The sequence below is a fragment of the Rhizobium sp. B230/85 genome, from assembly GCF_019355735.1.
Taxonomy (GTDB): Bacteria; Pseudomonadota; Alphaproteobacteria; order Rhizobiales; family Rhizobiaceae; genus Rhizobium; species Rhizobium rhododendri.
Genome location: NZ_CP072157.1, coordinates 1170472 through 1184894, shown reverse-complemented (window position 1 = coordinate 1184894; position 14423 = coordinate 1170472). Strand labels below are relative to the sequence as shown.

12 protein-coding genes, 1 tRNA gene and 1 pseudogene are annotated in these 14423 nt (G+C 59.9%); 6 read left to right on the top strand and 8 right to left on the bottom strand.

What is annotated here, in order from left to right; genetic code table 11:
- Positions 1-8: 8 nt before the first annotated feature.
- Together J5289_RS23475 and J5289_RS23470 are read right to left on the bottom strand one after the other, a co-directional pair.
- Positions 9-947 carry an ABC transporter permease gene (locus J5289_RS23475; RefSeq protein WP_143123175.1) on the bottom strand — a complete coding sequence of 313 codons (939 nt, stop codon included), beginning with the start codon at positions 945-947 and terminating at the stop codon, positions 9-11.
- 51 nt (positions 948-998) lie between these two features.
- A complete protein-coding gene (locus tag J5289_RS23470) occupies positions 999-1889 on the bottom strand; it encodes a proline iminopeptidase-family hydrolase (protein WP_143123176.1) in 891 nt (296 codons plus the stop codon).
- A gap of 125 nt (positions 1890-2014) precedes the next feature.
- On the opposite strand from J5289_RS23470, the gene J5289_RS23465 reads away from it, so the two are divergent.
- The 4 genes from J5289_RS23465 to J5289_RS23450 all read left to right on the top strand — a co-directional run bounded on the left by J5289_RS23465 (position 2015) and on the right by J5289_RS23450 (position 5289).
- Positions 2015-2797 (top strand): LuxR family transcriptional regulator, encoded by a 783-nt coding sequence (locus J5289_RS23465; RefSeq protein WP_143123177.1) that lies wholly within the window; start codon positions 2015-2017, stop codon positions 2795-2797.
- A 53-nt stretch (positions 2798-2850) separates the two neighbouring features.
- The gene (locus J5289_RS23460; RefSeq protein WP_161991071.1) at positions 2851-3765 is read left to right on the top strand and encodes a proline iminopeptidase-family hydrolase; all 915 of its coding nucleotides are present in this window, start codon (positions 2851-2853) and stop codon (positions 3763-3765) included.
- A 181-nt stretch (positions 3766-3946) separates the two neighbouring features.
- Positions 3947-4023, top strand: a tRNA-Pro gene (locus J5289_RS23455).
- Between the two features lie 300 nt (positions 4024-4323).
- The gene (locus J5289_RS23450) at positions 4324-5289 is read left to right on the top strand and encodes a dihydrodipicolinate synthase family protein (RefSeq protein WP_143123179.1); all 966 of its coding nucleotides are present in this window, start codon (positions 4324-4326) and stop codon (positions 5287-5289) included.
- 250 nt (positions 5290-5539) lie between these two features.
- On the opposite strand, the pseudogene repC reads toward J5289_RS23450, so the two are convergent.
- From repC to J5289_RS23425, 5 genes and pseudogenes are all read right to left on the bottom strand, one after another.
- Positions 5540-6545, bottom strand: a pseudogene (gene repC / locus J5289_RS23445) (plasmid replication protein RepC).
- Between the two features lie 197 nt (positions 6546-6742).
- Positions 6743-7762, bottom strand: coding sequence for a plasmid partitioning protein RepB (gene repB / locus J5289_RS23440; RefSeq protein ID WP_143123391.1), 1020 nt, complete (start codon positions 7760-7762; stop codon positions 6743-6745).
- The gene (repA, locus tag J5289_RS23435; protein WP_143123395.1) at positions 7759-8922 is read right to left on the bottom strand and encodes a plasmid partitioning protein RepA; all 1164 of its coding nucleotides are present in this window, start codon (positions 8920-8922) and stop codon (positions 7759-7761) included. Before repA ends, repB begins: the two co-directional genes overlap by 4 nt.
- A gap of 256 nt (positions 8923-9178) precedes the next feature.
- On the bottom strand, positions 9179-11389 hold the full coding sequence (locus tag J5289_RS23430) for a bifunctional diguanylate cyclase/phosphodiesterase (RefSeq protein WP_143123390.1): 2211 nt from the start codon (positions 11387-11389) through the stop codon (positions 9179-9181).
- 296 nt (positions 11390-11685) lie between these two features.
- Positions 11686-11904, bottom strand: a complete 219-nt coding sequence (locus J5289_RS23425) for a hypothetical protein (protein WP_142832177.1) — start codon at positions 11902-11904, stop codon at positions 11686-11688.
- Between the two features lie 253 nt (positions 11905-12157).
- On the opposite strand from J5289_RS23425, the gene J5289_RS23420 reads away from it, so the two are divergent.
- Both J5289_RS23420 and J5289_RS23415 read left to right on the top strand, forming a co-directional pair.
- Positions 12158-12724 (top strand): DUF4337 family protein, encoded by a 567-nt coding sequence (locus J5289_RS23420; RefSeq protein ID WP_143123389.1) that lies wholly within the window; start codon positions 12158-12160, stop codon positions 12722-12724.
- Positions 12725-12827: 103 nt separating this feature from the next.
- The gene (locus J5289_RS23415; RefSeq protein WP_142832179.1) at positions 12828-13529 is read left to right on the top strand and encodes an ROK family protein; all 702 of its coding nucleotides are present in this window, start codon (positions 12828-12830) and stop codon (positions 13527-13529) included.
- 101 nt (positions 13530-13630) lie between these two features.
- Here J5289_RS23415 and J5289_RS23410 read toward each other — a convergent pair whose 3' ends face one another.
- On the bottom strand, positions 13631-14377 hold the full coding sequence (locus J5289_RS23410) for an outer membrane protein (protein ID WP_143123387.1): 747 nt from the start codon (positions 14375-14377) through the stop codon (positions 13631-13633).
- Positions 14378-14423 lie beyond the last annotated feature (46 nt).

Below are 14423 nucleotides of genomic sequence, written 5' to 3'. Positions count from 1 at the left end.
TGGCACACTCATAGCCGCACCCGCGGATCGACCATCACCGTCGCGATATCGGCAATGAAGTTGATGAACACCGTGGCGCAGGCAAAGACCATGGCGACACCCTGGACCACCATGTAGTCGCGGGAGAAAATGGCGCGGACCAGCAGTTGCCCCATGCCGGGCAAGGCAAAGACGGTTTCGACGACCACGGTCCCGCCGATGAGCCATCCGATGTTGACGGCAAGCAGGTTGATGGTCGGCAAAAGAGAGTTAGGCAGGACGTGGCGCCAGAAGACGGTGCTTTCCGGCATGCCCCTCGCCCGCACCGCAGTTGCGACGTCGGATTTCAGGCCTTCGATCATCGCGGTGCGCAGGCTGCGGGTGAGAACGGTGGAGAGCGACAAGGCAATGGTCAGGCTCGGCAACAGCAGATGGGCGGCCTTATCGCCGAGCGTATTGCCGTAGCCGGAGACCGGCAGCCAACCGAGATCGACGCTGAAGAGGATGATTAGCATCAGCCCCAGCCAGAACGGCGGGAAGCCGATGCCGAACGTCGAGACGACGCGAATGATGTGGTCGGGCGCGCGCCCATTGCTGCGCGCCGCAATCGCTGCCAGCGGCACGGCAATCAGCACCGACAGGACGACGCTTGTCGCGACCAGTGCCAGCGTCGGCTCTATACGGGTGAGGATGAGCTTGAGCACGTCGATCTTGTAGAGGATGGATTTGCCCATTTCGCCATTGGCGAGATTGCGCAGGAAATAGAAGTACTGCACCCACATCGGCTCATCCAGGCCGTACTGGGCGCGGATATTGGCGATGGCACTGGGCGTCGCGCGGGTACCGAGAATATTGCGCACTGGATCGCCGGGAATGAGACGGACGAGGATGAAGGTGATGACACTGATGCCGAACAACACGGGCACGAACTGCAGCGGCCGGGTCAGGATGAACTTATAGCGATGCATCGTGGCGCACTCCCCCTCGCTCCAGCCGGACCTCTTTGCACTCACATGGCATCAGGCAGCCTTTTGCCGGGTCAGGAAATCGAGAAGCGCCGGGTAGTAGGCGCCAGGATTTTCGTAGAACGGCATGTGGCTGGCGTTGGAGAAAACCTTCAGCTCGGCATTCGGCAGGGCCAGCTTCATGCGCAGGGCACAGGCCGGCGTCAGTTCGTCGTGCTCGCCTACCGTGATCAGCACCGGCAGCGTCAGTCGCCCCAGATCCGGGATGCGGTTCCAATCCTTGAGATTGCCGATATAGAGGAACTCGTTCGGCCCCTGCATCGCCATGTAGGGTGCCATGTTCCAGTCATCGAGCGAGCGGCGGACAGGCGCCGGCCATTCGGCAAGCCGGCAGACATGGCGGTAGCTGAGGATGGTCAGCACCGCCTGGTATTCGGGATGGTCGTAGGTCCCTTGCGCCTCGTGCTTCTGCATCATCGCCACGGTCTCGGGCCCGAGCGCCGCCCGCAACCGGTCCAGTTCCTGGATCAGATGCGGCATGTCAGCGACAGTGTCTTCGAGAATGAGGCTAAGGAGATTGTCCGGGTAGCGCAATGCATAATCGATGGCGAGCCAGCCGCCCCAGGAGTGACCGAGCAAATGCACCTTGCCGAGGCCCAGCGCCTGGCGGACCGTCTCTGTCTCCTCGACATAGCGCTCGATTGTCCATAGCGCGGCGTCGTCCGGCCGATCCGATGCCCCCGTCCCCAGCTGGTCGAAAGTAACGACCCTATATCCCTTTGCGGCAAGGCAGCTGTGCGCTTCACGAAGATAGTCGCAGGCAAGCCCCGGTCCGCCATTCAGGCAAAACACCGTTTCACTGCCGCTGCCGAAGCTGTAAGCCACGACCTTGAAGCCGTCGACTTCGACCTCGTAGCGGGCGTCCGGCTGCATTTCATGCCACATCGATGGGGCTCCAGGAAGATTTCTCTTGCTCAACTTTTGGGCATGACTAAATTTTTACCGGAAACCGGCTGCGTTACCAGCTATAAGAAGTGATAGGTCGCGGTTCGACGACCGGGGAAACAGCGATGCTCGATGAGATTGGGACGATCCGACGGCAGTTCACTGCCCACAACACCCTTGACGGGCGCATCGACCACGCGTTCGAGGCGATCAAGAGGCTCGGCTTTGAGGCGCTGATCTACGACTACACGCCGGTGCCCTACGACCTCGACGGCGGCATCATGCTTCCCTCGCTGCTGAAGCTGCGCAATATCTCCGACGACATGCACGAATACTGGTTCGACCGCGGTTATTTCCGGCTCGACCCGGTACAGCAGGTAGCATTGCGCACCTCGACGCCGTTCTTTTGGGACTACGACCGGCGCGCCGGTACGGTCATCAACAGGTTCATGAGCGAAGCCAGCGAACCCGTTGCCCGCTATCTCAGCGAGCACGACATGTCGACGGGCGTCACCGTGCCGGTTCACATGCCGCGCGGCGACTATGCAACAGTTACCGGCATCAGGTTGGGGCAGAACGGCGACTTCAAGAAACATGCCCTGCGTTACATCGCCGACTTCGGGCTGCTTGCCCATGTCTTCCACGAGGCGGCCTTTTGCCTGTTCGACAATTCTGCCCTGACGGTCGCCAAGATGCGGTTGACAGAGCGGGAGCGGGAATGCCTGCGCTATTCCGCCGAGGGACTTTCGGCCAAGGAAATCTCGCGGATCATCGAGCGCTCCGTACCGACCGTCGTCATGCACCTGAATGCCGCTGCCCGGAAGCTCGGCGCCAGAAACCGCACCCAGGCCGTCGTCCGCGCCACCCATTACCGGCTGCTGGAAACCCTGCCATCCTATAACTTGTGATAGCTGCCAGTGGCACTCCTCCGCCTCTATGCTGCTCCCGATAGTTCATCGAGATGGAGACGCAGGTGGCCGACATGACCTCGAAAGAAGATTATCTGCCGTTCCGGACCTACCGGACCTGGTTCCGCATCACCGGATCGCTCGACAGCGACCGGCTACCGCTGGTGGTGGCCCATGGCGGTCCCGGCTGCACCCATGACTATGTCGACGCATTCAAGGAGATCGCGGCCCTGGATGGCCGGGCCGTCATCCACTACGACCAGCTTGGCAACGGCAACTCGACCCGCATGCCGGACAAGGGCCCGGACTTCTGGACGCCCGCCTTGTTTCTTGAGGAACTCGACGCTCTTCTCACCCATCTCGGCATCCAGCACCGCTATGCCTTTCTCGGGCAGTCCTGGGGCGGGATGCTCGGCGCGGAACACGCGGTGCGGCAACCAGACGGCCTGACGGCGCTCGTCATCGCCAATTCCCCGGCCAACATGCACACCTGGGTAACGGAGGCCAACCGCTTGCGCGAAGCATTGCCACAGGACGTCCAAGACACCCTGCTCCGCCACGAACGAGCAGGCACGCTTACCGACCCCGACTATATCGCCGCCTCACGCGTCTTCTACGACCGCCACGTCTGTCGGGTCACCCCCTGGCCTCCCGAAGTGGCCCGGACCTTCGAGATCATGGAAGAAGACAACACAGTCTACCGCAACATGAACGGACCGACCGAATTCCACGTCATCGGCACCATGAAAGACTGGACGATCGAGGAGCGGCTGGGCCGGATCACCGCCCCGACGCTGCTGATCTCCGGAAAATACGACGAAGCGACGCCGCTCGTGGTCAAGCCTTATGTCGACCGGGTGCCTGATTGCCGATGGGTGCTTTTCGAACATTCCAGCCATATGCCGCATGTCGAGGAAAAGAATCTCTGCATGCAGACGGTCTCCGCATTTCTCTGCGCGCACGATTGATCCCAAATTACAGGGCTTACGGCATCTGTCATCGAGACAAGCCGCCAGCCAGCGATGAACAAGGGGCAGACGGGCCGCAATTTGTGGGCCGCAGAGGAAAATCGGCCTGCAACGGCAATGCCGGCACATTTGCTGTTGCAGGCGGGGAGTGAATTGTGTATCCCCGCCTACACCAACGGTTCGGAGTGTAGCGCAGCCTGGTAGCGCATCTGGTTTGGGACCAGAGGGTCGGGAGTTCGAATCTCTCCACTCCGACCAATTTCAGCTTTTAAAGCTGACCTTTCCCCTTTTATAATTTGTGATGTTGTGGTGCGGCCCTTGCCGTAGGTGCTTTTGCGTTGTTGGCGCGAACCGCGAACCCTTCGTCGCTTGCCCGGCGTCTTGGGTGACGTTCCCACGCCTTTTGTCACCCCCTTCCCCATTCCGTCTTCCGACCAAGGCATACGGTCGACAATCCACATGCCGCCGCAAATTCGGCATCGACATTAAAATACAAACTGTATACAACGAAGCATCGCCGCGAGACCGCTGCTGACCGACACCATGATGGAGAGTGCAATGACTTCCAATATTTTCACCGGCTGCATTCCGGCCCTGATGACGCCATGCAATGCCGACCGCAGCCCCGACTTCGACGGTCTCGTGCGCAAGGGCAAGGAACTGGCCGCGGCCGGCATGTCTGCCGTGGTCTATTGTGGATCGATGGGCGACTGGCCACTGCTGACGGACGAGCAGCGGATGGAAGGCGTCGAGCGCCTGGTGAAGGCCGGTCTTCGCGTCATCGTCGGTACCGGCGCCGTCAACACCCGGATGGCAGCCGCTCACGCAGCCCACGCCCAGCGCGTCGGCGCCCACGGCCTGATGGTAATACCGCGCGTGCTGTCGCGCGGCACATCGGTTTCGGCCCAGCGCGCCCATTTCAAGACGGTTCTCTCGGCTGCCCCAGAACTTCCGGCTGTCATCTACAACAGCCCCTATTACGGCTTCGCCACACGCGCAGACCTGTTTTTCGAACTCCGCAACGAACACAAGAACCTCATCGGCTTCAAGGAATTCGGCGGTCCGTCCGACCTTCGCTATGCGGCTGAAAACATCACCAGCCGCGACGACGGCGTCACATTGATGGTCGGCGTCGATACCGCGGTCTTCCACGGTTTCGTCAATTGCGGCGCGGCTGGCGCCATCACCGGGATCGGCAATGTCCTGCCCCGCGAAGTCCTGCATCTTGTTTCCCTGTCCGAGGCCGCAGCCGCCGGCGATGCAAAGGCCCGCGCCCACGCCCTGGAACTCGAAGCGGCGCTTGGCGTGCTGTCCTCCTTCGACGAAGGCCCGGATTTGGTTCTCTACTACAAGCACATGCTCGTGCTCACCGGCCATCCCGAATTCACGCTGCACTTCAACGAAACGGACAGCCTGTCCGACAGCCAGCGCGGTTTCGTCGAAAAGCAGTTTGCTCTGTTCCAGACCTGGTATGCCGATTGGTCGAAGCAGTTTGCCGCAGTCGGCGAAAGCAAGGCCGCCTGAGGCTATAGAACTTCAAAACTCGTTGCCAAGGCTCAGCAAAAATTGCCGCGAGCCTTGGCGACCTCTTGACCGATGCCCGAACTATTTACCTCGAAAAAACCATTTTTACGAACGTTCAGCCATTTGCAGTAATGAGCAGTCGGTAGCTTATCGGTAGTAAAAAGGCACAACGCTTCCATTGCTCAGACCTTAGCGTGGCCGAATTGACAACGCGGGTATCATGTCTAGCAAATCGCCATCTACCATGCTCTCACCCTGTCTGCTCGCGTCTACCGGCATTGGCCCTTGCGAGCGACATCAGCATCGGGCCGATGGCGAACTCGCCGCGCTCCGTCCTGCAGGTGAGGTCGCGCAGATATCTGACGGCCGACGTGATGCTGCCGGCCCGTTCCAGCACGCAGGCCGTGACGGTCGCCGCATTCTCGGGCCCCATGATGGCGCAAGCCTCCTCGTAGGCGCTGGGGCTGACCCCCATCAGGTCTCGCCAATTGCCGATACTGCCGCCCGGGCCGCAGGACAGGATTTCCGGGCAGGCCTGCAACACAAGCCCGAGCGGAAACGCCTTTAGGCCCGGTTGATCTCTGCTCGCCGTCGTGGTTTCACCAAACGGCCATCCGTTAGGCTTTTGCGCTCGAAAGCCTCATCCGCCGCAGGGGCCTCATCGATCTCTTCGACAATAGGCGTGATGTCATGGATGTCGGGCGAGCGTGGGATCCGGGCTACGAGATCGCGGAAATGCCCTTGTACCATAGGCCAGTCACCCGGCACGCCCTCTTCCAGCGCCGTCGCGATCAGCTTGGCAATGTCACGCCGGCAGAGCGACAGGCGCTCGCGCATCGCCCTGAGCGGGCTGGTCGACGGTGACCTGCGCTGCCAGTGTCTGGATTCATCAGAGCGGGCAATCAGCGGGGCGATATTGAAGCCATAGGCCTGGTCGACCTCCCCCTCCCCGTCCCGGCGCGCAAAGCGCTTGCCGTTCGGGCTATCCTTGCGCACCAGCAATCCGGCGTCCATCAGCGCTGCCAGATGGCGGCGCAGCGTCGCTGGCGCAATGCCGTGGGCGCGGATCGACAGCTGGGCGTTGGAGGGAAAGACAGCGAGGCCGTGCTTTGCACTGAGCTCATTGCCCAGATAGAAGCTCAGCAGCGCGTTCAGCACCGCCAGCGCCCTGTCGGAAAGACCGAGCATTGGCTTGCCAGCAGGCCACGCGTCATATCCCGCCGACCAAAGGGCGTCGTCACACTTCCTGTCTGCATTTTCTCGTCACCTTCAATAAGGCAATAGAAATCTGCACGCCAAACGGAGCCAAGATTCTTGATGGTGTTTCCGGAAAATGCGATTCGCAAGCTGCGAGACTTAGAGAAAGCTTCCGTGACGGCAACGTTCGGGGGCTTTTTTCTTTTGCGGTACAGTCCTCTTTTGCTTCGTTAATACGGGTTCGCGATGCTGGGGCTTAATCTGCCTGTCGCTCCGCGAGATAGGATTGATGCAGCTGCGCTAGTCGTGCGGCGACGTAATCGGCAAAAGCCGGTGCCGTCTTTTCGTCGAACACCATATTGATCTTTGAACCTCCGCGCTCGAGCGTCGCCAGCTGGACACCGGCACTGCTTTTCACAGCTTCGGGCTTCTTGCGCGTCTTCTGGACAGCCAGACATTCCATCACCTGACCGAAACGGCTGTCGCTGTCGGCATCCTTGAATGCCCGGCTATCGAGCAGGCTTTGAAGCGCGGAACCCTGTTTTGCATCGGCGAGACGTTCTGCAAGTGCCACCCATCGCGGACGGCCGGCCCTCGGTGCCGAGCCTATCGCTTCGATAAGCGACCGCGGCACCGAATGGGCGACGCTCATCAGCCTCGACAGCTGCGTCTTCTCCATGCCGAGCGACGACATGATGACGCGACGGTCGAAGCCGCGTTCTTCCAGCGCAAGAGCAAACAGTCCGCGCTCGATATAGCTGAGGTCGGCACGTGCCGAATTTTCCTGCCCCTGGATAACCACCAGCTCTTCATCGCTGAGGTTCTGCACCACGGCCTTCACCGGCCGCTTGAGGGCCGCCATGACGCGTACGCGGCGATGACCGAAGGCGATCTGGTAGCTGTCCGGCTTGTCAGGGTGAGGGCGAACGAGGATGGGACTTTTCTGGCCGGATTCACGAATTGCATCGGTGAGACGGGCCAGATCGACACCATCGTCAGCGAGGCGATCCGAAATGAAGGAGGCTTCTATTTTATCCGTCGGTATTTCGACAACAGCAGCGCCAGCTGCGATCAGCGCTCTCGCCTGATCGGCAGCGCTGGCGATATTGCCGAGGGAGCGACCCATCGCACCAACGGCACCGGAACGGATGTGATGAAGCTTCTTTTCCGCTGGCAGTTCGACCTGCGGGGCAGGGTCACCAGCTGTGGAGTTGCCAGTTGGCAACTCCTGTTCACGGCGCGAAAGCATGGCCTTGAGAGTGTCTTTTCTGCTCATGTTGCCCTCCGCCACGCCTGCCTGATCAGGCTCTCGATTTCACCGTTGACTGCATCCAGAGATTCGATGGCGCGGTCATAGGTGTTCTTGGAAAAGTTCTCCCGGCCTACCTCGTAGAGCGTCTGCTTGGAGAGACCGGCATCCGACACCGCCGTCGACTTCAACATGACATTCGTAAGCACGCGTTCACGGAACAGCGACCGCATGAATCCGACCATCTGCGCCTGCGGCGCATCGGAGGGCTCATAGCGCGTCACCACATAGCGGATGAAATCATAGTCGAGATCCCCGCCGGACTCTTGCACGACACCGAGAAGATCGGATGCCATCAGCAGGAACTGGCACATGGACATCACATCGAGCATCTGCGGATGGGCCGTGATCAGCAGGCCGGTCGACGCACACAAGGCTCCGAGCGTCAAGAAACCGAGTTGGGGTGGGCAGTCGAGGACCATGACGTCGTAGTTGTCCGCGACTGTCCCCAGAGCCGATGCAACGCGCCCGAAAAACGGTTCTGCAGATCGCTCGGCAAGAGCGCGCGGTGTATCGTGTTCGAACTCCATCAGCTCCAAGTTACCCGGCACCAGATCGAGACCCGGTATATAGCTGCGGCGGATGATGTCGGTGAGCGGGCGCCGATCGCCATCGTAGCGGACGGCGCCGTACATCGTCTCGTTAGGGCCGATATCGTATTCCGGCTGATAGCCATGCAAGGCAGTCAGAGACGCTTGCGGATCGAGGTCGACAGCAAGGACACGGTATCCCTGCAGGGCGAGATATTGCCCAAGGTGCGCCGCAGTCGTTGTCTTGCCGCTGCCGCCCTTGAAATTGACCACTGCCATGACCTGGCAATGCTCGCCCTCGCGACGACGAGGCACGTAGTGCTTGCCCTTGGAGTTCTCATCCAGCACAACGCGAATCTCGTTGATCTGATCGAGCGTATAGGAGCGACGACCGCCGGCGGTTATTGTCGGCTGCGGGCCCTTGCCATTCAGCGAAAGCTGGCGAAGATAGGCGTCGGTAATGCCGATAAGCTTTGCCGACTCGACGGACGAAAATGACCGCAAGGTTTTCTGCGATACCGGCGGGAAAAGCGCCTGACGCATCGCCAGCAGCTCCTGCGACAAAGCAGCGCCATCGGCCGCAATGACTTCCGTCATTGGACGCCTCGGCTTCAGGGTATCCCCAAGCTGACTACGGGCCTTCGTCATAACTACGCATTTTCTCCAAGGTAAGAGGATTATCCGTAGGTGAGGATGCTCCGAGTCGCAATGCTTGGCAAGAAAATAAGGGTTAATGAGCAGTTAGCGCCGGAAAGGGTGTTGCTCTGCTCTTAACGAAGTTGCCACCTGGCAACTTATCGGCGCCATATCTTGAAACGACATGCACAAGGTCAGCGCATTGTTACGACAGTCTCTATGAATCGCCCATGCGGGCCACAACGGCAGCGGCGTCACTGCGGCCCCCATTGGCGAGATAGCGCTGCTCGAAGGCGTCGACAGTCATCGGCCTGCCGTAGAGATAGCCCTGCCCCTCGTCGCAGTTGTAGTGCCGCATCAGCATTTCCTGTTCCTCCGTCTCGATGCCCTCGGCAATCACCTCCAGGCTGAAGCCGTCGGCCAGTTTGACGACGGCCTCGATTATGGCACCATCCTTCTCGCTGCGATCGACACCGCTGACGAAGGAGCGGTCGATCTTCAGCCGGCTGACAGGATAGTCCTTCAGCAGGCTGAGCGATGCAAAGCCGGTCCCGAAGTCGTCGAAGGCAATCCCGACGCCGAGGGCACGAAGGCGGCGCAGGGGCTGCATGATCCTTTGCTCGTTCTGAAGAATGATGTTCTCTGTTATCTCCAGCTCGAGCGCTGCCGGCGGCAGATCGAACTCTTCGAGTATTGCCTCGACAACCTCGGCAAAATCCCGGGTCCGGAACTGGGCTGCAAAAAGGTTCACGCCGATGCGAAAATCCGCAATCCCGGCACGCCGCCAGCGGGCCGCCTGCCGGCAGGCGGAGCGCAGGATCCATTCGCCGACGGGCACCGCAAGAAGGCCGACCTCCAGCACCGGCAGGAAGGCAGACGGCGACACCACTCCGAGCGTCGGGTGGTTCCATCTTATCAGCGCTTCGGCGCCGGTCAGGCGCCCGTCGGCAAGGTTGACCTGGGGCTGATAGTAAAGTTCGAATTCCCGGCGCTGCCATGCCTGGCGCAACGACGAGCTGATCGCGCCCTTGCGCGAAGCGCTCTGGCGAAGTTCGGGCGTAAACACCCGGACCAGATGACGTCCGTCGCCTTTTGCCTGGTAGAGCGCTAGATCGGCGTTGCCGAGAAGTTCTTCGTAGTTGCAATCGCCGGCAATCGTCACGGCGATCCCGATGCTGGCACCGATGTGGATCGGCTGGTCCTCGAATTCGATCGGTTCCTCGATGAGGGCGATCAGCGACAGGCCGAGATTGGCAGCCTTGAGAGGATCGGCCGTGCCAGTGAGAAAGATCACAAACTCATCACCGCCGAGACGCGCCACCATCTGGTCGTCGGCAGTCGCCTTCCGCAGTCTTTCGGCAATGACCTGCAGCACGAAGTCTCCGGCCGAATGTCCAAGCATATCGTTGACGTCCTTAAAGCCGTCGAGATCGATCAGCACCACGGTTGCGTGGGCGCCGACCGAACAGGCACGGTTCATCTGACGGTTGAGGCTTGGGCGGTTGGAAAGGCCGGTGAGATGATCGAATTCTGCAGCGAGCTTCATCTGGCGTTCTGCCTCGGCCCGCAGCGTGATGTCGCGGATGATCGCGCCGAAGAAGCGCTCGCCGCTCTCGGACCACTGGGAGAGGGAGAGTTCAATCGGAAACTCGGAGCCGTCGCGCCTGCAGGCGGTGAGGTTCACCGACGTGCCGATGATGCGGGCAGGGCCGCCAGCCGCCACGCGCGCCAATCCGGCACCGTGTCTTGCATGCATAGCCTTCGGCACGATGATGTCGAGGGACCGCCCGAGCGCTTCCTCGACGGAGTAGCCGAACATGGCCTCAGCTGCGCCGTTCCACGACGTAATGCGATTGTTGCTATCAGCGCAGATAATGCCGTCCGGCGAGGTCGAGGCAATATTGCGGAAGCGGCTGCGGCTTTCCCGGTCGGAACACTCCAGACGGCGGAACTCCATCCGATCGAGCACCATGGAAGCCAGATCCTGAAGCACCCGCCTGTCCCGTTCGGAGAAATCGAGCCTCGGCTTGTTGTCGATCAGGCAAAGGCTACCGATACCGTGGCCCTCCTTGGTCAGCAGCGGCGCGCCGGCATAGAACCGGATACAGGGATAACCGGTGACCAGTGCATTGTCACTGAACCGTGGGTCCAGACTTGCGTCGGGAACGACGAAGACGTCTGCTGCCATGATAGCGTAAGTGCAGAACGACACGTTTCGTCCGGTCTCGCACACATCGAGGCCAACCCGCGCTTTGAAGAATTGCCGGTCGCGGTGCACCAGCGAGATCAGTGCGACCGGAACGTCGAATATCCGCGAGGCCATCTGCACGATCTGGTCGAAATCGGAATCCGGGGACGTATTCATCTGCCCGAATGAATCCAACGCCCTGATGCGCTCATCTTCGTTGTCGGCGAGGGGGTAATTCATCTGGATGCTCACGGCCATTCACGTCAGGGATCGCTTATAACACTAGACCCTTAATTAGCTGACAAAACGCAGCTACAATTTTACCGATAGTAATGTTTTTCCATGCCTGAGACTGTCGTGGAGAACTCCCTCGAAGGCGGCCAAGCGGCATTCGATCACATCGGGCGACAATGACACGGCAGCGAGGCGGGGAAACGTGCCGGCACAACAGCCGACGGTGCGCCAGTGATGGCGCGGAAGCGCAATTCAGCGCTTCGAACTATAGGATTGTGGAGGCGTGACAGCTACTGCAAGCCTCAGGCAGCGTGAAAAACTTCATCGGTTAAGAGCAAGAGGAAATCCTCGCCCTCGAGCTTGTTTGCCACCTGACCGTCCTCGGTCATATAGTCGAACACCGGCTCTATCGGTTGGTTGGCAAAGGCAAAACGCGGCCATTTCTTCTGCTCGATAATGACAATGTGGCGCCCGGCATCGTCCCGGCACCTTATTCTCCTCGTTTCTTCGAACCGCGTCATCTTTTTGCCCCTTATCTTTTGCAGCCAAGTTTAGAGAAGATGCAACCGGAGTCAATCCAGCTTGCGCGATTGTCGGAATCGACGTTAATTCACCGTTATATTACAGTAACTTCAGATTCCAGCGGCGGTGATCATTAACAAAGTTTGCGTTGCAGCGCGTGCTTCAGTTTAAACATGCTGCCAACACAAAATTGCCTTGGTGAACGACTTTGACTGCGGCCCGGAACCATGCAGTCAACAATTGGAAACATTGATGGAAAACGACGCCACGGAAGCCTTCGAGCATACCGAGCATGCACAGCACGCTGCCCATAGCGGCAACTCCTTCCTGTCGAGGGTTGCCGTCAGCATTGCCATTCTCGCCGTCCTCGCTGCCAGCGCCGGCAGTCTCGAAACCATCGAGAGCGGGGCTGCGACAGCGGCACGCTCCGAGGCGGTGCTCTTTCAGAACAAGGCAACCGACAACTGGAATTTCTTCGAGGCGAAGAGCCTCAAGAAGAACATGTACGACATCGCCGCCGCCCAGGGCGGGGCGCTCGCGCCCGATTGGCAGGTACAGGCAAGACGCAACGAGACCGAAAGCCAGGAAGCCGCCAAGACCGCGAAGGAATTCGAAGCCCGGTCGGAGCAATCGAACGTCGAAGCTACACGCCATGAGGGCCGTCATCATTTTCTGACGGTCGCCACCACCTTTCTCCACATTGCCATCGCCATCGCCACGATTGCCATCATCACCGGCGGCCAGCGCTGGCCATGGTATGCCTCGCTGGCGCTTGGCGTGGTGGGAACGGCGATCACCGCTATCGCCTACCTGCCGTAATCCCCGACGATGGTCACGGCATATTGCTTTTGCCTGATGCCTCACCGAGATATAGCGATAGTCCCGGACAACATTTGGGAAGCTGCAGATACAGGAAACAACGATGACGAAAACTAAGAGCCGCAGCGCAGACAAGCCGCAGGTCGTGCTGTCGGTCGATGTCGGCGGGTCGCATGTCAAGGTGATGACGAGCGCTGGCACGCCGGAGCGGAAAATTGAATCGGGAGCGTCCCTGACGGCGACCGCCATGGTCAGCGCTGTCGAGACGCTTGTCAGCGATTGGGAATTCGATGTGATCTCGATCGGCTTTCCCGGTCCTGTTCGTCGGAATTTCGCCATCGAGGAACCTGTCAACCTCGGTGACGGCTGGGTCGGCTTCGACTTCGCCCACAGCTTCGGCAAGCCGGTCAAGATCGTCAACGATGCGCTGATGCAGGCTATCGGCAGCTACGATGGCGGCCGCATGCTTTTCCTCGGACTCGGTACCGGGTTGGGCTCTGCCATGGTCATCGAGAATGTCGCGCAACCGATGGAGCTCGCCCATCTGTCGCACAAGAAAGGCAAGAGCTTTGAAGACTACCTCGGCGAGGCCGGGTTGAAAAAACGTGGCAAGAAGAAGTGGCGCGGACACGTCTTCGATGTGGTCGATCGGATGAAAGCAGCCTTGCTGCCGGACTACATCGTTATCGGCGGCGGCAATGTCGACAAGCTGGACGAGCTTCCAAAATCCTGCCGTCGTGGCGACAACACCCTCGCTTTCGAAGGCGGCTTCCGTCTTTGGCGCGATTCCACCTTGATCGTCTGAACCGCAAACGATCCGAAAACACAATATCAGGCGAAACGAAAACGGCCCCGGCATATTTGCCGGGGCCCTTTGAAGAAGCCTTTGATGTCCGAAATCGGATCTTAGAACTGCTTGCGGAGACCAAAGGTCACAGCGTTGCTGCGGAAATCAGTGCTGGACGACGTGCCGTCGCGGGCCGTGAAGTCGAAGTTGTCGGCTGCGGTGTAGCGATAACCGATGTCGAGCGTTGTCTTTTCGAACAGCGACGAACCGGAGAAAATCGGCTGCAGGTTGATGCCGACGCCGGCGTCGAGGTGGTAGGCGAATGCCGTGTTGCTGTCGTCCATGAGCGTGCCAACGCCACCAACGCCCTGCTTGCGCAGCTTGAGGTTCATCGCACCGACGCCGCCGCCGACGTAAGGCGTGAAGACCGACAGCATGCCGGTGTCGCCAGCCGGTGCCAGCGGAATGTCGAGGTAGCCGTTGACGAAGCCCTGGATGGTGTTTGCATCGCCGTAGGAATTGATCGAGCTGAAGCTGCCGATGCCGGTGACGCGGTGCTGGTCGACCGAGGCCGTGCCGTAGCCGACTTCAAGTTCGACGCGCGGAGCGACGAAACCCATCGAGCCAAAGTTATAGCCGCCGCGGAGCGCGCTGTAGAAGCCGGTGTCGTACTTCGTGTTGATGTTGACACCCAGGATGTCGAAGTCCGTGTGCTTCAGGAAGGAGACCGAGCTCAGCGAGCCGATGTAAAAACCCATGCCGTTGTCAACGGCAGCTGGTGGCTGCATCGGTGGCGTCATGTCAGCAGCGGCTGCGACGGAGACCAGCGAGGTTGAGACCAGGGCCGCGAGGAGGAGCTTCTTCATTTGATTTCCTTGGACATTTTTTAAGGTGTTCGGTTCAGACGTCTTC